The 20,635-nt window shown below is 70.2% G+C and carries 20 protein-coding genes; 1 reads left to right on the top strand and 19 read right to left on the bottom strand.

Annotated elements, in window-relative coordinates:
* The 12 genes from AC07OY_RS05435 to hemP form a co-directional block, all read right to left on the bottom strand.
* On the bottom strand, positions 1-187 hold a 187-nt coding region (locus tag AC07OY_RS05435; RefSeq protein WP_495041496.1), incomplete at its 3' end, for a hypothetical protein.
* 192 nt (positions 188-379) lie between these two features.
* Positions 380-1,840, bottom strand: a complete 1,461-nt coding sequence (gene glgA / locus AC07OY_RS05430) for a glycogen synthase GlgA (RefSeq protein ID WP_495041495.1) — start codon at positions 1,838-1,840, stop codon at positions 380-382.
* A complete protein-coding gene (gene glgC, locus AC07OY_RS05425; RefSeq protein WP_495041494.1) occupies positions 1,837-3,096 on the bottom strand; it encodes a glucose-1-phosphate adenylyltransferase in 1,260 nt (419 codons plus the stop codon). Before glgC ends, glgA begins: the two co-directional genes overlap by 4 nt.
* A gap of 73 nt (positions 3,097-3,169) precedes the next feature.
* Positions 3,170-3,553, bottom strand: coding sequence for a hypothetical protein (locus AC07OY_RS05420; RefSeq protein WP_495041493.1), 384 nt, complete (start codon positions 3,551-3,553; stop codon positions 3,170-3,172).
* Positions 3,550-4,710, bottom strand: coding sequence for a DUF2325 domain-containing protein (locus AC07OY_RS05415; protein ID WP_495041492.1), 1,161 nt, complete (start codon positions 4,708-4,710; stop codon positions 3,550-3,552). The genes AC07OY_RS05420 and AC07OY_RS05415 overlap by 4 nt, the downstream gene beginning before the upstream one ends.
* Complete coding sequence (locus AC07OY_RS05410) at positions 4,703-5,335, bottom strand: energy transducer TonB (RefSeq protein WP_495041491.1); 633 nt, start codon at positions 5,333-5,335, stop codon at positions 4,703-4,705. Before AC07OY_RS05410 ends, AC07OY_RS05415 begins: the two co-directional genes overlap by 8 nt.
* Complete coding sequence (locus AC07OY_RS05405; RefSeq protein ID WP_495041490.1) at positions 5,332-6,105, bottom strand: ABC transporter ATP-binding protein; 774 nt, start codon at positions 6,103-6,105, stop codon at positions 5,332-5,334. The genes AC07OY_RS05410 and AC07OY_RS05405 overlap by 4 nt, the downstream gene beginning before the upstream one ends.
* Positions 6,102-7,154, bottom strand: a complete 1,053-nt coding sequence (locus tag AC07OY_RS05400) for a FecCD family ABC transporter permease (protein ID WP_495041489.1) — start codon at positions 7,152-7,154, stop codon at positions 6,102-6,104. Before AC07OY_RS05400 ends, AC07OY_RS05405 begins: the two co-directional genes overlap by 4 nt.
* Positions 7,138-7,971 (bottom strand): heme/hemin ABC transporter substrate-binding protein, encoded by an 834-nt coding sequence (locus AC07OY_RS05395; RefSeq protein ID WP_495041488.1) that lies wholly within the window; start codon positions 7,969-7,971, stop codon positions 7,138-7,140. Before AC07OY_RS05395 ends, AC07OY_RS05400 begins: the two co-directional genes overlap by 17 nt.
* Complete coding sequence (locus AC07OY_RS05390) at positions 7,968-9,050, bottom strand: hemin-degrading factor (RefSeq protein ID WP_495041487.1); 1,083 nt, start codon at positions 9,048-9,050, stop codon at positions 7,968-7,970. The genes AC07OY_RS05395 and AC07OY_RS05390 overlap by 4 nt, the downstream gene beginning before the upstream one ends.
* 14 nt (positions 9,051-9,064) lie before the next feature.
* Complete coding sequence (locus tag AC07OY_RS05385; RefSeq protein ID WP_495041486.1) at positions 9,065-11,182, bottom strand: TonB-dependent receptor domain-containing protein; 2,118 nt, start codon at positions 11,180-11,182, stop codon at positions 9,065-9,067.
* Between the two features lie 76 nt (positions 11,183-11,258).
* Positions 11,259-11,447 carry a hemin uptake protein HemP gene (gene hemP / locus AC07OY_RS05380; protein WP_495041485.1) on the bottom strand — a complete coding sequence of 63 codons (189 nt, stop codon included), beginning with the start codon at positions 11,445-11,447 and terminating at the stop codon, positions 11,259-11,261.
* A gap of 76 nt (positions 11,448-11,523) precedes the next feature.
* Between hemP and AC07OY_RS05375 the strand changes: the two genes are divergently transcribed.
* Positions 11,524-12,195: an ion channel gene (locus tag AC07OY_RS05375; protein WP_495041484.1), complete on the top strand. Its 672-nt coding sequence runs from the start codon at positions 11,524-11,526 to the stop codon at positions 12,193-12,195.
* A 26-nt stretch (positions 12,196-12,221) separates the two neighbouring features.
* Here AC07OY_RS05375 and AC07OY_RS05370 read toward each other — a convergent pair whose 3' ends face one another.
* The 7 genes from AC07OY_RS05370 to lpxD all read right to left on the bottom strand — a co-directional run bounded on the left by AC07OY_RS05370 (position 12,222) and on the right by lpxD (position 20,630).
* Positions 12,222-15,563, bottom strand: a complete 3,342-nt coding sequence (locus tag AC07OY_RS05370; protein WP_495041483.1) for a DUF8696 domain-containing protein — start codon at positions 15,561-15,563, stop codon at positions 12,222-12,224.
* Between the two features lie 104 nt (positions 15,564-15,667).
* Positions 15,668-16,438: a TrmH family RNA methyltransferase gene (locus AC07OY_RS05365; protein WP_495041482.1), complete on the bottom strand. Its 771-nt coding sequence runs from the start codon at positions 16,436-16,438 to the stop codon at positions 15,668-15,670.
* On the bottom strand, positions 16,435-17,076 hold the full coding sequence (gene rnhB / locus AC07OY_RS05360; RefSeq protein ID WP_495041481.1) for a ribonuclease HII: 642 nt from the start codon (positions 17,074-17,076) through the stop codon (positions 16,435-16,437). Before rnhB ends, AC07OY_RS05365 begins: the two co-directional genes overlap by 4 nt.
* Positions 17,048-18,172 (bottom strand): lipid-A-disaccharide synthase, encoded by a 1,125-nt coding sequence (lpxB, locus tag AC07OY_RS05355; RefSeq protein ID WP_495041480.1) that lies wholly within the window; start codon positions 18,170-18,172, stop codon positions 17,048-17,050. The genes rnhB and lpxB overlap by 29 nt, the downstream gene beginning before the upstream one ends.
* A 153-nt stretch (positions 18,173-18,325) precedes the next feature.
* On the bottom strand, positions 18,326-19,114 hold the full coding sequence (gene lpxA / locus AC07OY_RS05350) for an acyl-ACP--UDP-N-acetylglucosamine O-acyltransferase (protein ID WP_495041479.1): 789 nt from the start codon (positions 19,112-19,114) through the stop codon (positions 18,326-18,328).
* Positions 19,114-19,605, bottom strand: a complete 492-nt coding sequence (gene fabZ / locus AC07OY_RS05345) for a 3-hydroxyacyl-ACP dehydratase FabZ (protein WP_495041478.1) — start codon at positions 19,603-19,605, stop codon at positions 19,114-19,116. The genes lpxA and fabZ overlap by 1 nt, the downstream gene beginning before the upstream one ends.
* On the bottom strand, positions 19,602-20,630 hold the full coding sequence (lpxD, locus tag AC07OY_RS05340) for a UDP-3-O-(3-hydroxymyristoyl)glucosamine N-acyltransferase (RefSeq protein WP_495041477.1): 1,029 nt from the start codon (positions 20,628-20,630) through the stop codon (positions 19,602-19,604). Before lpxD ends, fabZ begins: the two co-directional genes overlap by 4 nt.
* Between the last annotated feature and the right edge of the window lie 5 nt (positions 20,631-20,635).

The following is a 20,635-nucleotide window of genomic DNA, read 5'->3' as shown; positions in this document are numbered from 1 at the left end:
GCAGGCGCAGGCGCAGGCGCAGGCGCAGGCGCAGGCGCAGGCGCAGGCGCAGGCGCAGGCGCAGGCGCAGGCGCAGGTGCAGGTGCAGGTGCAGGTGCAGGTGCAGGTGCAGGTGCGGGAGCCGGTGCGGGCGCAGGCGGAGGTGCGGGTGCGGGTGCAGGTGCGGGGGCGGGGGCCCCCGATCCACCGCCGCCACCGCAAGCGGTCAGGACGAAGGTCGTCAGCAACGCCAACGCTGGGCTTGCACGCATGGTTATTTCCTCCCCCATCGGGGCCTGTTCTTATGGATGGCCGGCCACCTTCCCGGCGACAGCGGCGGCCGCAATTCTAGGCAGGGGGCCCGTGGATCACGCCTCGCGCGCCCTGCTCAATCGGGGGGTCAGCGCGCATGCAAGCCGGTGTAGACGTCGACGTAGCGTCGCGCGGCCTCATGCCAGCCAAATTGCTGGCGCATCGCCGCCTGGCGCACGCGGGTCCAGTATTCCTGCCGGCTCCACAGCGCAAAGGCGCGCCGCAGTGCGCGGCGGTAGGCGTCCGCCGTGAAGGCATTGAAGACAAAGCCGGTCGCCGTGCCAGCGGCCAGGTCTTCCAGCGTCGTGTCGACGATGGTGTCGGCCAGGCCCCCGACGCGGTGCACCAGCGGCAGGGCGCCATAGCTCAGGCCATAGAGCTGGGTCAGGCCGCAGGGCTCGAAGCGGCTGGGCACCAGCATCACGTCGCTGCCGGCATAGATGCGATGGGCCAGGCCCTCGTCCATGCCGGTGCGGCGGGCGACCTGGCCGGGGTGCTTGGCCGCGGCGGCGGCGAACTCCGCTTCCAGGCGCGCGTCGCCGCTGCCCAGCACGACCAGTTGGCCACCTGCATCGATGAGGTCGTTCAGCGCGTCCAGCACCAGGGGCAGGCCCTTCTGCTCGGTCAGGCGGCTGACGACGCCGAACAAGGGAGCCTCGGCCTTCACATCCAGGCCGCATTCACGCTGCAGCGCGGCCTTGCAGTCGGCCTTGCCCTCGGGCCGCTCGACGCTGTAGGCCTGCGCGATGCCGCGGTCGTGGGCCGGCGACCAGACGCCGTAGTCGACGCCGTTCAGGATGCCGTGCAGCACGTCGGCGCGGTGGCGCAGCAGGCCGTCGAGACCGCAGCCCTGCTCAGGCGTCTGGATCTCGCGCGCATAGCTCGGGCTGACCGTCGTGATCGCATCGGCGAAATGCAGGCCAGCCTTCATGAAGCTGACCTGACCATAGAACTCCACGCCGTCCACGGCGTAGTGCGAAGGCGGCAGGCCGAGGTCGCAGAACTGATCGGCGGGGAAGAGGCCCTGGTAGGCCAGGTTGTGCACGGTGAAGACGGTGCGGGCCTCGGTGCGGCGGCGCGAGCGGCTGGCCGCGACATGGGCGCAGGCGAGGCCCGCATGCCAGTCGTGGGCATGCACGATCTGTGGCCGCCAGGCCGGGTCCACTCCCTCGGCCAGGCGCGCCGCGGCCAGGCCCAGCAACGCGAAGCGGCGGTGATTGTCGGCATAGGCCACGCCGACGGCATCGCCATAGGGATTGCCGGGACGGTCGAACAGGCCCGGCGCGTCCAGCACATAGGCCGGCATGTCAAAGCCCGGCAGCCGGCCGCGCAGCAGGGCCGCCCTGCCCTCGCTCCACGGCAAGGCCACCGGCGCGACGGCGCACTCGTTCGTCAGCGATTCGCGGATGGCCGGAAAGCCCGGCACCAGCAGGCGCGGCTCGGCACCGGCCGCGGACAGCGCCGCTGGCAGGGCACCCGCCACATCGGCCAGGCCGCCGGTCTTCAGCAGCGGAAACAGCTCCGCACTGACTTGGAGAACTCTCGTCACAGGCGGGCCAGCATCTGCTTGGTGATCAGCACGACACCGCTCTCGGTGCGCTCGAAGCGCTCGGCATCCAGCTTCGCGTCCTCGCCGACGACCAGGCCATCGGGGATCTCGCAGCCGCGGTCGACGATGACCTTGGTGAGGCGGCAATGCCGCCCGATCTCGACACCCGGCAGCAGCACGCACTGGTGGATGTTGCAGAAGGAGCGGATGCGCACGTTGTTGAACAGCACCGACTGCACGACATGCGACCCCGAGACGATGCAGCCGGCGCTGACGATGGTGTTGACCGTCATGCCGTGCATGCCGTTGTGGTCGGGGATGAACTTGGCCGGTGGCAGCTGGCGCTGGTAGGTCCAGATCGGCCAGTCGGTGTCGTAGATGTCGAGCTCGGGGCTGATGGAGGCCAGGTCGAGGTTGGCGGCCCAGAAGGCGTCCAGCGTGCCGACATCGCGCCAGTACGGCGTGGCGCCGTTGGGATTCATGATGCAGCTCATGCCGAAGGGATGGGCCACGGCGCGCTGCTCGGCGACGACCTTGGGGATCACGTCCTTGCCGAAGTCGTGGCTGGAGTTGGGGTCGGCCAGGTCTTCGGCCAGCAGCCGATACAGGTAGTCGGCATTGAAGACATAGATGCCCATGCTGGCCAGGCAGACACCCTCGCGGCCGGGGATGCAGGGCGGGTCGGCGGGCTTTTCCTTGAAGGCGGTGATCTGGCGCTCGCCGTCCACGGCCATCACGCCGAAAGCGCTGGCCTCGCCCTTGTCCACTTCGATGCAGCCGACAGTACATCCCGCACCCGTCGCCACGTGGTCGACCAGCATGGACGAGTAGTCCATCTTGTAGATGTGGTCGCCCGCCAGCACGACGATGTAGTCGGCGCCGGTGCTCTGCACGATGTCGAGGTTCTGGAACACCGCGTCGGCCGTGCCGCGATACCAGCTCTCGTCGTCGACGCGCTGCTGGGCCGGCATCAGGTCGACGGTCTCGTTCAGCTCGGCGCGCAGAAAGCTCCAGCCGCGCTGGATGTGGCGCAGCAGCGAGTGGCTCTTGTACTGAGTGACGACGCCGATGCGGCGGATGCCGCTGTTGACGCAGTTGCTGAGCGCGAAATCGATGATGCGAAACTTGCCGCCGAAATAGACGGCCGGCTTGGCGCGCGAATCGGTCAGCTGTTTGAGCCGCGAACCGCGGCCGCCGGCCAGGACGAGTGCGATGGCGCGGCGCGCGAGCTGGTGGGGCGAGGCGACGGGGGGCATGACCGATCTCCGCTGGGCTGCAAACGCTTGCAGTTTGGCCCAGTGTCTCACCGCCCCGCAGGCGGGCTTCCCCTCAGCCTTCGTCAGTCGCGGCACCGGGCGTCGCCGGCAGTTGCTGCTGGGCCAGCTCCCAGCGCGCATGCAGGCGCGTGACTTCAAACGGGTCGGCGGCCAGCAGCGTCGTCAGCCGCGCCAGTGGGTGCACGGCATAGCTCAGGCAGTGGTGGCGCCAGGCCCAGGGCAGTGCCAGGTCGGTGGCGGCCTGCAGCAGCAGGCGGAACATGCGCTGCTCGGCCTCCACCTCGCCCACCAGCCCATGCAGGGCCAGCTTGCGGCCGACGCCGATATAGCAGGCGATGACGCAGGGCTTGCCAGGGTTGTAGGCCAGGCGCACGCCCAAGGCGATGCGTTGCCAGCGCTGCAGCGCGTTGGCCGATGCGGCGGACAGTTCGTTCATACGGCCTCGGTCGCCGCCTGGGCCAGCGCCCGCTCGAAGGCGCTGCGGCTGGGCGTCTCGACGAAGACGCAGCGCTTGCCATGGCGCTTGCAATGGTCCTTCACGCGCCAGTAGGCGTCATGGCTGATGCAGCCGGTCTGGCAGATGACGAGGTCGGCGGCGGCGAGCTGGGGTTCCAGCTGGGCCGGCTTGTGCTCGCTGCCGCCGTCGTGGTGCAGGAATTGCGCGCCGCAGCCCTCCACCGCCTGGCGGTACTGCGGCACGCTGCCGCCGCGGCCACCGACGCAGAGCACCACGCGATGCTCCAGCTTGACCGGCTCGACAGGCGCCTCGTTCTCCACCACTGGCACCGGCTCCACGGCCTCAGCGGGCTGTCGCGATGCCAGGCGGTTGACTTCGCGCTGCAGCGCCTGGTTGCGCTCCAGCTGCTCGGCCAGGCGCTCGCGCAGGGCCTGCCGCTCGGGCAGGTCGGGACGCGCGGCCTGCCAATGGGCGAGCTGTTCGTGGGCCTGGGCGAGCTGGGTCTGCAGGCTGATCTGGGCGGCGCGGAACTGCATGCGCTCCTGCTCCCAGGCCTGTTGCTCGCGCGCACGCTCCAGGCTCCAGCCCGTCACGCGCTGCTGCACCTCGGCATAGTCGCGCGCCAGCGCCTGGTGCTCGGCGGCCAGTTCGCGGTGGCGTGCAATGTCCACGCGCTGGGCCGCGCCGACCTGGTGCTGCAGCATGTGGACCTGGCCCAGCACGCGCATCTCCAGCCATTCGTCGCAACGCGCATGCGTCAGCGTCGCCCACAGCGCGCCGGCGATCTCGCCCTGGGCCGCGCGCGTGCGCCACCAGGCCATCAGGCTGTCGCGGCATTTGGCCTGAGCGGCGCTGCGCACCTCCAAGGCGAAGCGCTGCTCCAGGTCCTTCTGCAGTGCCTCGGCCACGGCATTGCGGCGTGCGGCGGCGGTGACGAGGCTGCAGTGCAGGGTGTAGTCGTCCTCGTCGCCCTGCAGCACCAGCAGCTTCCTGGCGAGCACGCGCACCCGCTCCAGCGGCACGCAGACGCCGACGACGGGGCAATGCGCATGGCTGCCGAGCTCCCACAGGCGGCGGCGGCGCGAACCGGTGGTGGGGGCTAAGGCCGCATGGGCGGCACAACAGGATTCAGCCATTGCTGGTCTCCAAGGCGAAACGGACGGGGAACTCCACCCAGCTGCCGACGGGCTGCGTGCCGCGCTGCGCGGGATGGAAGGGGCAGCGGCGGGCTTGCGCCACGGCCGCGTCATCGAACAGGCGCCAGCCGCTGCTGGCGGCCAGCAGCACCTGGCCGGCACGGCCGAGCTCGTCCACCCAGACGCGCAGACGCACCACACCTTCGATGCCGCGCTCGCGCAGGGCCAGCGGGTGAGGCGCGGGCGCACAGGCGGCGCGGCGAGCGGACTGCTGGGCAGGCTCGACGTCGGCCGGAGCGTCGGGCACCACGACTTGGGCGACCACCGCGACCTGCTGCGGCACGGCGGCTGGTGCAGCGGCCATCACGGGTGGCGCGGGGGGCGTCTCGGCCTGCACATCGAAACTCGGCGGCGCGATGGCCACCAGGGCGGGCAGGCTCAGCGCAGGCGGCATGGCGCGCTGCGCGGCAGGCGCTGGTGCTGGCGCCGGCGCGGTGTCGGGCAACAGCTTCACCACCGCCTCGCGCCGCGGACCGGCCGTCGCCGTGCGCTGCTGGGCTGACCAGAGGGCGAACAAGGCGGCGCCATGCAGGGCCGCCACGATGAACAGGGCCCCCGTCCTCACGCCGCCTCCAGCCGCCGCGCGGCCAAGGCCCAGCCGCCGTCCTGCGCCGGCAGGGCCTGCAGGCGCAGGCCGAACAGCGTTTCCAGCGCCGGCAGGGCCGAGGCGCCGGCGGGCAGGTCGCCCACCATCTGTCCGCGCTGGATCAGCACCAGGCGCTCGAAGCCGTTCAGCGCCTGCTGGATGTCGTGCAACACGGCCACCAGCGCATGGCCACGCTCGCGGCAGAAGCTCGACAGCGTGTCCAGCAACTCCAGCTGCAGGCCGGGGTCCAGCGAGGCCAGTGGTTCGTCAACGAGCAGCAGGCCGCCCTCGACATCGGCGAGCTGGGCCAGCACGCGCGCCAGTTGCACGCGCGCCTGCTCGCCGCCGGAGAGCTGGTCGTGGCGCCGCCCCAGCAGATGGCCGGCGCTGGCCCAGGCCAGCGCCTGGCGCACCCAGCGCGCATCGTCGGCGCCAGCCCAGCGGCCCAGGCTGACGACGAGTTCGACCGGCAGGCCGAAGGCGACCTGGTGCGACTGCGGCAGCACGGCCCGGCGGCGGGCGCGCTGGCCAGGCTCCATGGCCGCGACGGGCTGGCCGTCGAACAGCACACAGCCGGTACTGGGCGCCAGGTCGCCGGACATCAGCTTCAGCAGCGTCGACTTCCCCGCTCCGCTCGGCCCCAGCAAGGCCACGCGCTCGCCAGCATCGATGCGCAGGTCGAAGGGGCCGAAGCCCTGGCCGTTGCGCACCAGCGTGGCGTCGTCGAGCAGCAGCATGTGATGCGTCACCAGCCGCCTCCGATTTCCCGCTGCGCGCGCTTGAGCAGCAGGAAGAGCACCGGCGCGCCCATCAGCGCCGTGAGGATGCCCACCGGCAGCTCCGCCGGCACGACGAGGGTGCGGGCGGCGGTGTCGGCCAGCAGCATCAGCACGGCGCCGAACCAGGCGGCCGCCGGCAGCACCCGGCGCGCGTCGGCGCCCACCAGGCCGCGCGCCGCATGCGGCGCCAGCAGTCCGATGAAGCCGATGAGGCCGCACCAGGCCACGGCGAGGCCGCACAGCAGGGCCAGGGCCAGCACCAGCACACGCCGCGTGCGCGCCACCGGCACACCGATCTGCGCAGCCACTGCCTCGCCCAGGGCCAGCGCGTTCAGCGCCTGGCCCCAGCGGCGCGACATCAGCAGCGTCGCCACGACCGCGGCGGCCAGCACCGCGACGATGGGCCAGCTCGCCAGCGCCAGCGAGCCGAGCTGCCAGAAGCTCAGATTGCGCAGCTGCTCGTCGGTGGCGAGATAGGTGCACAGGCCGACGACGGCCATGGCCAGCGCATTGAGCGCCAGCCCTGCCAGCAGCAGGCCCGCCACCGCACCCGGCACCAGCAGCCGCGCCAGGCCCTGCAGCAGGCCGCACATGATCCAGGCGCCCGCCAGCGCCGCCAGCGGCACGGCAAAGGGCCGCCACGCGGTGGGCAGGCCACCGGCCCAGGCCGACAGCACAGTCAGCATCAGCGCGACGGCGCAGATGGCGCCGCCGGGAATGCCGAGCAGCGTCGGCTCGGCCAGCGGATTGCGGAACACGCCCTGTGACAGCGCGCCGGCCAGGCCCAGGGCCGCGCCAACGACGATCGCGAAAGCCACGCGCGGCAGGCGCAGCTGCGCCAGCACCATGGCGCCTTGGGTGTCCTCGCCGTTCAGCAGGGCCTGCCAGTCGGCGATGCCCAGTTCCAGCGCGCCACTGCTGGCCGCAACGACGATGGCAACCACCAGCAGCGCGAAAGCCAGCGGCCAGCCCGGCAAGGCCGGCCAGCGCATCACGGGACGATCAAGCCGCGCGTCCATGCAGCTTGCCTGTCAGCTCGGCCACGGCCTGCGGCAGGCGCGGGCCAAAGCCCAGCAGCAGCAGGGCCTCCATGCCCACCACGCGGCGCGCGCGGCCGGCGGGCGTCAGCGCCAGGCCCGGGGCCTTCAGCAGGCCATCGGCGCCGCCCTGGGCTTCGACACCCTGGTCGGTGCAGAGGACGACGTCGGGCGCGGCCTGCAGCGCGGCCTCGGCCGTCAGCGGCTTGTAGCCCTGCACGCCGGCAAAGGCGTTGCGGGCGCCGGCCAGCGTGATCATGGCGTCGGCCCCCGTGCCCTCGCCTGCCACACGCAGCTGGCCGCCGGCATGGGCCAGCACGAAGAGCACGCGCGGCGCGCTGCCTGCGGGCGGCTTGGGGCGGGTGGCCCATTCCTGCTCCAGCCGGGCGACGAGCTGCGCGGCCTCGCGTTCGCGGCCGCAGAGCTGGCCGATGCGCGTCGTGCGGGCCAGGATGCCGTCGAAGCGATGATGTTCATCCAGCGTCTCGACGCGCACGCCGGCCCGCTTCAACTGCTCCAGCACCTGAGGCGGGCCGGCCTCGCCGCTGGCCAGCAGCAGCTGGGGCTTGAGCGCCAGCACGCCCTCGGCGGACAGCCTGCGCGCATAGCCGACCTGGGGCAGCCGGGTGGCATCGACAGGGAACAGCGAGGTCGTGTCGACGCCCACGAGCTGGCTCTGCGCGCCAAGGGCGAACACGGTCTCGGTGACCGCGCCACCGACGCTGACCATGCGGGGCTGCGCCTGGGCTACACCCAGCCCGGGCAGCAGCCCCGCCAGCAAAATCTCCCTGCGCTTCATGCGGCGCACCCGGCGGACTCTTCGCTCCAGACGGGGTCGTCAACGAGCCCGTCGAGCAGTTGCCGCCAGGCGCAGCGCTCCGGCTGACCCGGCTTGCGCTGGCCGAAGAACTGGGCGATCAGCTCGCCATCGGGCGCATACAGCTCGAGTGAGCTGACCAGACCGTCGACCGTGGGCTTGCGCACCGCGAAGGCCTGGGCGATGGCGTCCTCGCGCAGATGCAGGTTGAAGCGCGGATCCAGCACATTCAGCCAGGGGCCCATGACGGCCACGCGCTGCACGGGACCGCCGTGGATCTGGATGACGCCCTTGTTGCCGACGAAGACCATGATGGGCGTGCCGTTGGCCGCCGCGCCCTGCAGCACGACACGGGCGGCATGCAGGTCCACGGCTTGAGCGAACTCAGGCGCGGCGAGCTGCATCGCATCGATGCGGCGCAGGCGGTGCTTGCGCAGCAGGCCGAAGAACTCGTGGGTGTCGCGCAGGGCAGCCCAGCCGGCGCGGAAGGCGGCGGCATCGACGGCCACGGCCGGCTCGGCAGCCACGGCTTCGGGCGCGGGCTGCCACTGCGGCGCCGGTGCGTCCAGGTCCGCCCAGCGCACGCGCAAGGCCTGCCAGGCGGCGAACTGCGTGGCTGGCCGCGTGAAGACCTTGTGCACGGCCACGCCCTGGGCGTCGAAGAACTGCAGGCTCTGCTGCTCGCCCTCGCGCACCGAGTAGCCATGGGCCCAGTGGCTGTAGAACAGGCGCAGATCGATCTCGTCGCCCAGGGCCATGCCCATCTCGCGGCCGGGCTCGCCCTGGGCGCTGAGGTGCTCGTAGATGCCGGTGCGCTCATGCACGCAATGCGGGTTGCGCGTCAGCGCCATCAGCTCGCCGGCGCGGCTCAGTTCGGACAGCAGGCGCGGGAAGTCGCGCTTCAGGCGCTGGGCCTGCAGGCCGCCCTCATTTCCCGATCTTGGCGCGCCGACATGCGCGTCGATCAGCATGCCCTCGGTGACGCCGAGGGAGATGGCGATGTCGCGGTGGCGTGTGGCGCCGGCGGCGCGGGCATCGAGATAGGCCTGGCGCAGATCCATGCTTGTTGACTCCTTCAAAGCTGGGCTTGCAGAACCAGGCCGAACTGGCGGCCGGGCGCGGTGTAGGAATCCAGGGCCGCGCTCGCGTTGGTGAGGCCACGCACGTCGGCCCAGCGCCAGTACTTGCGGTCGGTCACGTTGTCGATGCGGGCCGACAGCGACCACATGGGGCTGATCTGCCAGCCGGCGGCCAGGTCCAGCACCGTGTAGCCGGCCGGCGTGAAAGGATTGGTCGCGTAGACACGGCTGGGCTGCTTGCCCGAGGCGCGCAGCACGGTCGCCTCCCAATGCCAGGCCGACAGCCGCTGGCGCAGGCTGGCCGAGAGCTTGCTCGGCTCGATGGTGTCCAGCGGCCGCTTGACGCCATTGCGCTCGGCATTGCCATGCGTGCGCGCATAGGCCAGGCCCAGGCGCCATTGCCTGTCGATCTGGCCGTTCAGCTTGGCCTCGACGCCGCGGATGCGGGCGCCGTCCAGGTTGATGGACTGGAAGACGATCTTGCTGCCGGGGGCGCCGCCGGAGACGACTTCCTGGCTGATGAAGTCGTCGTAGCGGTTGTCGAAGCCGGCCAGCTGCCAGCGCCAGCCGCCGACATCGCCGCGCAGGCCCAGCTCGATGCTGTCGGCGTGCTCGGCCTTCAGGTGGGGGTTGGCGATGGTCTCGTAGTTCTGCACCGGGTTGGAGAAGCCGCTGTTGACCTGCGAGGGCGTGGGCGCCTTGAAGCCCTTGGCCCATTGGGCATAGGGCACCAGGCCCGGCAGGGCCTTCCACAGCACGCCCAGGCGCGGCGTCACGGCGCTGTCGCTCAGCTTGACGATGGGCGCTGCATAGCCGCTGGCCGAGGGCTTGAGCGAGAAGTGCTCGTAGCGCAGCGCGGGCACGATCTGCCAGCTGCCTTGCTGGAACTCGCCCTGCACGAAGCCGCCGACGAGGTGGTAGTCGGTGTCGGGGAAGGGCTTGGAAGGCAAGGTGTCGCCGGCCGAGAAGTTGATGCCGTCGCGCAGGCCAGCCACCTCGTTGCGGCTGGCGTCCAGACCGAGGGTGATGCGATGCGCACCCCAGCCGATCTGGCCGGTGGCGGACAGGCCGGTCAGGGTCTCGTCGTAATGGTTGTCGCGCGAACGGTCGGTGCTGGTGCGGTCCTCGAAGGCGTATTGGCCGACGCGGGCATCCTGGCGATAGAGCTGCACGCTGGCCTGCTGCAGCCATTCGGCGTTGGGGTCGTCCAGCGTCCAGGCCAGTGACGAGCGCCAACGGCGGCTCTCGTCGTCGGCGCGCAGGTCCAGCGTCGTCGCGCTGCGCGCCGACAGCACCTGGTAGCTGTCGCGCTGCCTGACGCCTTCCAGCGTCAGCTCCAGGCGCTGCTGGGCGCTCAAGCGCAGGCCGGCCTTGCCCAGCAGGGTGTGGCGCTCGCGGTCCAGGGGCTCGGGCTCGGTGCGATTGACGCCGTCACCGCCCACCGTGCCCTGGTTGTCCAGTTCGTGCGAACGGCGCGTGGAGGCTTGCAGCAGCCAGTCCCAGCCACCCGAACGCCAGGCGCCGGCGACATTGAGGCCCAGACCCTCGTCGCCCGTGTAGGCCGAGGCCTGGGCACGCGCGGCAAAGCTCTGGCCGGGCTTGAGCAGATCGCTGGCACGCAGGGTGCGCAGGGCCAGGGCGCCGGCCAGGCCGTCGCTGCCGAACTGCGTTGACGCCGGGCCGCGCAGCACCTCGAGCTGGCTCGCGCCCTCGAGGTTGAGCAGGCCGACGCGGCCGGTCACGAAGGGCCCGAAGCTGAAGCTCTGCGGCTGGCGGATGCCGTCCACCAGCATCAGCACCTGGTTGCCCTCCAGGCCGCGGATGTTGATGCCCTCGTTGCCGGAGCGGCCGGTCGCACCCAGCGCCAGGCCGAAGCGCGGGTTGGGCGCGCGCACGGCGAGGTCCGCCTCGTTCTTCAGCAACTCGCGCAGGTCGCGCACGCCGGGCGCGGGCTTGAAGACGCTGACGGTCGCGGGCACCTCGTCCACGCGGCGATCGCCGCGGGTGGCGGTGTTGGTCAGCTCAGGCAGCTCGGTTGCTGCGTTAGGGTCGGTTTGGGCCTGGGTACAGGCACAGGCGCAGGCGGCGGCCAGCGCAACGGCGGTCTTCAGCACGGGGGCTCCGATGGGAGGAGGCGCGGGCTGGCAGCGGCTGGCTGGCGCGGTATCGAACGAGTAAAGGGAGGGGGAACTACTTGGTCAGGATCAGCTTGCCCTGGGCCGTGACACGCAGGCGGTAGACCTGCTCGCGGTGCACGATGAAGACCTCGCCCTTGGGGCCGAGCAGCGCGGCGCTGTCGATCTGGCGGGCCTGGCCCAGGCCCGGGGTCACGGCCGGCGGCTGTGAAACAGGCTGGGGTGAGCGGGAATCGGTGAGCATGTTGTCACTGTAATGAGAATCATTCGCGATTGCAAGCCTCATGCACCAGCTTTTGGCCGGGACGCAGAATCGCGCCATGCCCGGCCGCCACCACCGACTCCTCGCCCTCACCCGCCGCCATCCCTCCGCCATCCTGCTGGTCGTGCAGCTCGCGGGCCTGCTGCTCTACCCACTGCTCGAGTCGACGCGCGCCGGCCCGCTCGCCTTGAGCGCCTTCGGCATCACGGTGCTGGTGTTCACGACGGGCATGGTGCGCCGCACGCCCGGCCTGACCTGGCTCAGCGTCTGCCTGGCGCTGCCGGCCATCGTGCTGCTGCTGCTGCAGGGCCTGCTGGACATGCACTGGCTGCTGCCCTGGTCGGCGGCGCTGGAGGCGCTGTTCTATTTCTATGCGGCCGGCAGCCTGGTCGCCTACATGATGGGCGACATGCACGCGACGACAGACGAGCTGTTCGCCGCCGGCGCCACCTTCACCTTGCTGGCCTGGGGCTTTGCCTACGGCTTCGTGGTGCTGCAGGCCCTGCAGCCGGGCAGCTTCGCGGCGGCCGTCAACGCCGATCAGCCGCGCAGCTGGACGGAGCTGATGTTCCTGAGCTTCGCCCTGCTGTCCAGCACCGGCATCGGCGACGTCATCCCGCTGCGGCCGCTGGCGCGCGCGCTGTGCAGCCTGGAGATGTTCGTCGGCGTCATCTATCTCGCCGCCGTGGTGTCGCGCCTGATCGGGTTGACGCTGCTGCGGCGGGAGTGATCACCCCACGGCGACCGTGGCCCGGCTCAATATCCGTCGCCGAGCGCCACCGATCCACCCTCGCCCACGACCACCGGCTTTTCCGGGCCCGCGAAGCCGATCCCCTTCCACCAACCCAGGTCGCGCGCAAGATCGCGGTTCCAGGTCTGACCGCCATCGCTGCTGCGATAGATAGTGTTGGTGCTGACGATGATGCCCAGGCGCCCGTCTGCGGAGAAGCGGATTGCGCTGTGCAGGTTGACCGGTGTGGGTTCGGCACGCACCTGCCTCCAGCTCAGACCGGCGTCATCGCTGCGGTTGAGCCTGCCACGGACGTCGAGAATGAAGACTGTCGAGTCACTGGTCCAGGCCATCGATACGGGAGAAGTGCCGCCATAGGTGCCGGTATTCCAGGTCTTGCCACCGTCGGTGCTGCGATGCAGCTTGCCGTACGCGGTTGGAGCCAGCACGACACTACCGCGGGCACTGATCCTTTCAGGTTGCCGATCGTTTTCCCAGATGGTCACACCGAGTGCCACTGTCCAGGTATTCCCACCATCCACGGAGCGATGCAGGCCCCGCGTCGAACTCAACACCATCGTGTCGCGGTCCAGCATCGCCACGCCATTCGTGTAAGAGCCCGGATTCGGCACCTCAACCCAGCTGCGGCCGCCATCGACGGTGCGCAGCAGGGAAGCCGTGCTGGGGGCCATGCCGACCTGCCTGTCGGCAAACACGATCGGGGCCAGCCGTATCGCCCCTGCCGGATTGACGAACTGCTGCAGCGACGTCCAGGTGCGGCCGCCGTCTGCCGTCTGGTGCAGCACCAGGGCATTGCCATAGGTACCGACAGCAACACCGTGACCATCGTCGCCCGGGAACTCCACGCCCTCGAGATCGACGCCGTCCAGGCCCTGGCTGCCATAAGGGGCGCCCCAGGTGGTGCCCTTGTCGGTGCTCAGCCGCAGCTCACCCTTTTCCCCGATGCCCAGCGCCACGTTGGCAGGCGAGAAGTCCATGTCTGTGAAACGCGTGTAGGTCTGGTGGAAATCCCAGGTCTTGCCACCATCGAGCGAGCGCTGGAACCCTTCCAGATCGAGAGCGACCTGTCCGTCCCGACTGAATCTCACTGCGGTTGACGGGTAGTAGCCGCCCGGGGCCGGAGACATCCCTTTCCAGGTCGCGCCGCCATCGGTGCTGCGCGAGAAAGCGCCGCTGGAGAGCACCAGCGTCTGATCGTCGACAAAGCTGACGGAAACCAGCATCTGCGGGAAGTTCGATGCCGGCAGATCGAGTGCGTTCCAGGTCGCGCCGCCGTCGGTGCTGCGGAACCAGCCATTCGCGCCAGTTGCGAAGCCCAGCATGCCGCGCAATGCGATGCTGCTCAGGTGCTGCAGGGGCTTGGCGGGATCGGCGGAGGAGAGCCGCGTCCAGGTCAGCCCCCCATCAACGGTGCGGAACGCCCCATCCGTGTAGGAGGACATCACACCCACACTGGCATTGCGGAATGAGATCGCATTGACCGCGTTGGCTGTCGGGATGGGGATGGGGCTCCAGGTCAGGCCGGCATCCTCTGAACGGATCATGAATCCACCAGGCCCAGCCGCGACGACGGTTCGCGCATCGAGCACGGCCAGTTGCTGAAGTTGCGGCAGGTCAGCCATGGGTTCGCTCACCAATGTCCACGTCGCGCCGGCGTCGGCGGTACGCACGATGGCGCCCTGGTTGCCCACAGCGACGGCAACGCGCGAGTCCAGCCAACGGACCGAGTTCAGTCGACGGCCGACAAAGCTCGGAGACACATGAGTCCAGCGTGCCTTGCCGACGCGCGCCGCCTTGCTGTAGGCCGTGCCAGCCACATTGCTGAGCTTGGCGCGGACCAGTTGGCCACCGTCGCCACTCACCGGCCGCCATGTGAAGGTGGAGGCTCTGGCGCCGTTGATGTCCTTGAACGTCGCTCCGCCATCCGTGCTGACCTGCCATTGCACGGCAGGCGCAGGCTGGCCGGTCGCGACGACCTTCACGGTGACGGCGGAGTCGGTCACCCCCGAGATCACATCCTGCGGGTCGGCCGTCACCTGCGGCGAGCGCTGCAGCGTCAGTTGCGCGGCCGACGAGGCCACCTCACCCAGGCGATTGCTGGCGACGGCGCGGAACTGCTTGCCATCGTCGGCTTCCACCGTCGTCGGCAACTCCAGCCGAGCACTGGTGGCGCCATTGATATTGCTGAAGGTCTTGCCGTTGTCGAGGCTCACCTGCCACTGATAGCTGGGCGTGGGGTTGCCGCTGGCCTCGGCGTCGAAGGTCACGGCCTGGGCCTGCGCCACCGTCACCGACTGGGGCTGGCGCACGAAATTCGGTGCGACGGGCGTGGCGACGACAGCCAACTTCGCCTCGCCGCTCGTTTCGCTGCCCTGGGAGTTCTTGGCGACCGCACGGTAGCGACGGCCGTTGTCGGTCAGCGCGGCACTGGCCACGACGAGCGTCGAGGTGGTCGCGCCGGCCACGGGCGTCCAGGTCTGGCCGTCCAGGCTGGCCTCCCACTGCAGCGTGGGCACGGGCTCGCCGCTGACGGTCGCCGTGAAGGTGGCGCCGTCGCCGGCCACGACGCTGCGGTCCTGGGGCTGCGCCGTGAACTGCGGCTTGGCCAGCGCTGGCAGCACGCTCAGCGTCACGGCCCGCGAGGTCACGGTTGCCAGGCTGTTGCGCACCACCACACGGTAGAGCTTGCCGCTGTCGGCCAGGGTGGCGGTGGGCAGGGTCAGCGTCTCGGTCGTGGCGCCGGCCATGTCGACCCAGGCCAGGCCGTCGCCGCTGACCTGCCATTGGTAGGCGACATTGGTGCCGGTCGCGGTGACGCTGAAGCTCGGCGCCTGGCCGACCCGCGCCTGCGTATCGCTCGGCTGCGCGGCCACGCCGGCGGGGACGGGCGGCGTCACGCTGAGCGTGGCGGCGGAGCTGGTCAGCACCACCGCATCGGCCTTGACCTGGGCGCGGAACTGGCGGCCGTTGTCCGCTTCCGCCAGGCTGGTCAGCACGAGCTCCGCCTGCGTGGCACCCGCGATGTCCGTCCACTGCGAATCGGCGCCCAGGCGTTGCCACTGGAAGCTGGCGGCACCGTTGGCCGCCACGCGGAAGGTGGCCGAGCTGCCCGCCAGCACGCGCTGGTCGGCGGGTTGCTGGGTGATCGCCAGGCTGGGCTGGGTGACGGACTCACCGCCGCCACCACCGCCGCCACAGGCCACCAGGGCCAAGCCCATCAGCAGGACGGCAAACCAGCGCAGCGCCTGCTGCATGCCGCCCATGGCAAGGGCTCGGGCTTCGAGGCGCCCGATGGCGAAGCTGATAATCATGGAACTCCCTGTTCGTGCTTGTCCGCCCGAGAGCACTGCCGGCTCGTTGGCGTCGCCCCTGGATCGAGGCGGACGAATTTTCGGGGATGCTGTCCGTGTAACCGGCCCGCCAGCCCCCTCATCCCCGGGGACGAGCACGCTCAGCCCTTGCGCCGCTCGCTCTCGTACAGGCAGATCGCCGCGGCCGCCGCGACATTCAGAGATTCCTCGCCGCCCGGCTGGGGAATTCCGACACGCAGAGCGCAAAGGGCCATCAGCTCGTCTGAAACGCCCTGGCCTTCATGGCCCATGACCCAGGCACAGGGCGACGGCAGCGCCACGCGGTGCAGGGGCTGGCTTTGGTGGGAGCTGGTGGCCACCAGCGGCACCGCCAGCGCTTGCAGATCCGACACCGACAGACCTTCGACCAGGCGCAAGCCAAAGTGGGCGCCCTGCCCGGCCCTGACCACCTTGGGCGACCACAGCGCGGCCGTGCCCTTGATCGCCAGCACCTGGCGCACGCCAAAGGCTGCCGCGCTGCGCAGGATGGCGCCGACATTGCCGGCGTCCTGCAGGCGATCCAGCACCACGCTGGCCACGTTCGCGTCGATGGCCGCGACCTCGGGCAGGCTCAACTCGGCGCCGATCTGCGCCGGCGACTCCAGGCCGCTGAGGCCCTTGAACAGCGCCGTCGGCACGACCAGGGCACGCGGTGCGGATTCGGCCAGGGCCGCCAGCTCCGCGTCCTGCATCGCGACCTCGGTCAGCACCACCAACGAGGGCGTCCATCCACGCTGCAGCGCCGCGCGCAGCAGGTGGTCCCCCTCGATCCAGACGCTGCCGGTCTTGCGGTAGCCACCGGGCTCGGTCGCGAGCTTGCGCAGGCGCACCAGGGCCGGGTTGTCGCGCGAGGTGATGTGGTCGAGCTTCATGCCAGCGGGTTGATGGTCACGTCGATGCAAACCTCACGCACTGGGGCAAAGCTGCGGCGGTGCCAGGGGCTGGCGCCGTGCTGCTTCAGCGCGGCCAGGTGCTCGGGCGTGCCATAGCCCTTGTGCGTGGCGAAGCCGTACTGCGGATGGCTCTCATGCATCTGCTCGCAGAACAGGTCGCGGGCGACCTTGGCGAGGATGGACGCAGCCGAGATGGCCTGCACGGTCGCGTCGCCCTTCACGATGGCCTCGGCGGCCATCGGCAGCACGGGCAGGCGGTTGCCGTCGATGCGAACCAGCACGGGCTTCAGCCGCAGGCCGTGCACGGCACGCTGCATGGCCAGCATGGTGGCCTGCAGGATGTTGATCTGGTCGATCTCCTCGGTCGTGGCATGCGCGATGCAGCAGCACAGAGCCTTGGCACGGATCTCGTCATAGAGCTTGGCGCGTTTGGCAGCTGTCAGCGCCTTGGAGTCGGCCAGGCCCTTGATGGGCTGCAGATCGTCCAGGATGACGGCGGCCGCGAACACCGGGCCAGCCAGCGGCCCGCGGCCGGCCTCGTCCACGCCGGCGACGAGACCGGGCGGTGTCCAGTCGAGGGTCACCTGTTCAGGCACCGATGAGGCTCGCGATCGCATCGCTGGCGCGCCGCGCGGTGTCTTGCCGCAGCAGCTCATGCAGTTGGACAAAGCGGTCGTGCAGGACGGCCCGGCGCGGCGCATCGGCGAGCAGGGCCTCGGCTTCGCGGGCGAGACTCTCGGGCGTGCAGGCATCCTGGATCAGTTCGGGCACGAGGAACTCTCGCGCCAGGATATTGGGCAGGCCCACCCAGGGCTGCAGGCCGCGCCCCTTCATGCGCCACCAGTTCAGCGCATTCATGCGGTAGGCGATGACCATGGGGCGCTTGAACAGCGCCGCCTCCAGCGTGGCCGTGCCGCTGGCCACCAGGGTCAGGTCGCAGGCCGCCAGCGCCGTATGGGACTGGCCGTCGATGAGCTGGATGTCCGCGCCACCCAGCATCGGCTCCACCAGCTGGCGCAAGCCCGGCACGACGGGCATCACGAAGCGCCGGCCGGGCCGGGCCATCAACCTGGCAGCGCCGATCAGCGCCGGCGCGATGTAGTTGATCTCGCTCTTGCGGCTGCCGGGCAGCAGCGCGATGACGGTGTCGGCTTCCGACAGCTTCAAGGCCTCGCGAGAGGCCGCCCGCGGCGCCTCCATGGGGATGGCGTCGGCCAGCGGGTGGCCGACATAGGTCGCGCCGATGCCGGCCTGGTTCAGGATCTCGGGCTCGAAGGGGAAGAGGCAGAGCACATGGTCGGCCGCCGCCTTGATCTTGACGACGCGCTCGGGCCGCCAGGCCCAGATGGACGGGCAGACGAAGTGGACCGTCTTGATGCCGGCCTCGCGCAGCCGGGTCTCCAGGCCGAAGTTGAAGTCGGGCGCGTCGACGCCGATGAAGACATCGGGCCGGTTCGAGATGAGCCGTGTGCCGAGCTGCTTGCGGATGGACAGCAGCTCGCGGATGTTCAGCAGCGCATCGACGTAGCCGAAGATGGACAGCTTGCTGTGCGGCCACCAGGTCTCGAAGCCCTGGGCGATCATCCTGGGGCCGCCGATGCCCTGCGAGGTCAGCTCGGGCCAGCGCGCGCGCAGGCCCTGCAGCAGCAGGCCGGCCAGCAGGTCGCCGCTGGCCTCGCCGGCCACCATGCCGAGGCGGGGCGCTGTTGGCATGTCAGTTCCTCCCGCGAGGAAAGAGGCTTGCGGGCCGAGCGCTGGGCCGCTCCCGAGCCGGCCCGCTCAGGCGATGTGCTTGCCGGTCGATCCGGCGAGCATCGCCGTCCCCTCGGGGGACCGGCCAAGGTCCACCTTGGACGAGGGGCATCACTACCTGACGATGCCGCGGGTGGAGGCGGCGAGGAAGTTCAGCATGTTGTCGACGTCGCCATCAGCAGCACCACCCTCGGCACCCTTCAACGCCGTGATGGCCGCCTTGGCCTCCTCCAGCGTGAGGCCGCTGCGGTAGAGCAGCTTGTAGATCTGGCGGATGACGCCAATGCGCTCGGCGCTGAAATCGCGGCGCTTGAGGCCGACGACGTTGACGGCTCGCGCGGCCAGCGGATTGCCGTCCACCGTCATGAAGGGCGGCACGTCCTGGGCCACATGGGCCTGGAAGCCGATCATGGCGTGGTCGCCGATGCGCATGCGCTGCAGGATGCCGGTCAGGCCGCCGATGGTGACGTGGTCGCCCACCTGCACATGCCCCGCCAGCGTCGCGTTGTTGGCCAGCACGCATTCGTTGCCGATGACGACGTCGTGGGCCAGATGGCAGTAGGCCATGATCCAGTTGTCGTTGCCCAGCGTCGTCTCGCCGCGATCCTGCACCGTGCCGATGTTCAGCGTGCAGAACTCGCGGATGGTGTTGCGGTCGCCAATGACCAGGGTCGTCGGTTCGCCGGCGTACTTCTTGTCCTGGTTCGCCGCGCCGATGGAGCTGAACTGGAAGAAGGTGTTGTCGCGGCCGATGGTCGTGTGGCCTTCGATGACCACATGCGGCCCCACCTTCGTGCCCGCCGCGATCTTCACATGCGGGCCGATCAGCGAATAGGCACCGACCGTGACCGACGAGTCCAGCTCGGCGGCGGGGTCGATGATGGCGGTCGGGTGGATGCTCATCAGGCTTCGATGCGGCGCATCGTGCACATCAGCTCGGCCTCGGCGGCGAGCTGGTCGCCCACCAGCGCACGGGCGGTGAACTTGTAGATGCCCGCCTTGGCACGGCCCAGGGTCACTTCCAGCACGAGCTGGTCGCCGGGTTCGACGGGGCGCTTGAAGCGCGCGCCATCGATGCCGGCGAAGTAGACGACCGACTTCTCGTCCAGCGTGATGCCCACGCTCTCGATGGCCAGCAGCGTCGCCGCCTGAGCGAGAGCTTCGAGGATGAGCACGCCGGGCATGACCGGGCGGTGCGGGAAGTGGCCGAGGAAGAAGGGCTCGTTGATGGAGACGTTCTTGATCGCGCGGATGCGTTCACCCTTGACCAGCTCGACGACGCGGTCGACCAGCAGGATGGGGTAGCGATGCGGCAGGCGCTTCAGGATGTCGTGGATGTCCATCGTCGTCGGAATGGCGGTCGATGGGGTCGGGGTCGTCGTTTCGTCGTTCATTTCTTCTCCAGCGCGCGCACGCGTTCGCGCAGGGTGCTGAGCTGGCGCAGGGTGGCCGCGTTCTTCTGCCAGCTCGAATTCTCTTCGAAGGGATAGGGGCCGCTGTAGACGCCGGGCTCGCTGATGCTGCGGGTCACGGTCGTCGCGGCGGAGATGTGCACGCCGTCCACGATGACCAGGTGGCCGATGATGTTGGCAGCGCCGCCGATGGTGCAGTTGGCACCGATGCGCGTCGAGCCGGCGACGGCCGCGCAGCCTGCCATGGCCGTGTTGCGGCCGATGTGCACGTTGTGGGCGATCTGGATCTGGTTGTCGAGCTTGACGCCGTCCTCGATGACGGTGTCGGCCAGCGCGCCGCGGTCGATGCAGGTGTTGGCGCCGATCTCGACGTCGTCGCCGATGCTCACGTTGCCGAGCTGCTCGATCTTCACGTAGCCCTGCTTGGACGGCGCGAAGCCGAAGCCGTCGGCGCCGATGACGGCGCCGCTGTGCACCAGGCCGCGCGCGCCGATGCGGCAGCCATAGCCCAGCACGACGCGCGGCGCGAGCCGCGTGTGCGCGCCGACCTTGGCCTCGCGCTCGACGACGCTGTGAGCGCCGATGCGGGCATGGTCACCGATGACGGCACCGGCCTCGATGACGGCCAGCGGGCCGATCTCGACGCCCTTGCCCAGCTTGGCGTCGGGCGACACGATGGCGCTGGCATGCACACCGGCCCTGGGCGCGGGACGCGTGCGTGCCGCCCACCACTGCGTCAGCCGGGCGAAGTAGAGATAGGGGTCGGGCGTGACGATGGCCGCGCCGCGCGCAGCGGCTGCTTCCGCCATGGACGGCGACACGATGACGCAGGCCGCGGCGGTCGTGGCGAGCTGGGCCTGGTAGCGCGGGTTGGCGAGGAAGCTGATGCTTTCGCCGTCCGCTTCATCCAGCGGCGCAATGCGGGCGATGCGGATGTCGGACCCACCAAGCAAATCGCCGCCCAAGGCGGCGATCAGGTCGGAGAGCACGACGTTTGTCGAGCTCATGGCGG

Source organism: Roseateles sp. GW821-FHT09H10, assembly GCF_059415865.1.
This window is presented reverse-complemented; position numbering and strand designations above follow the sequence as displayed.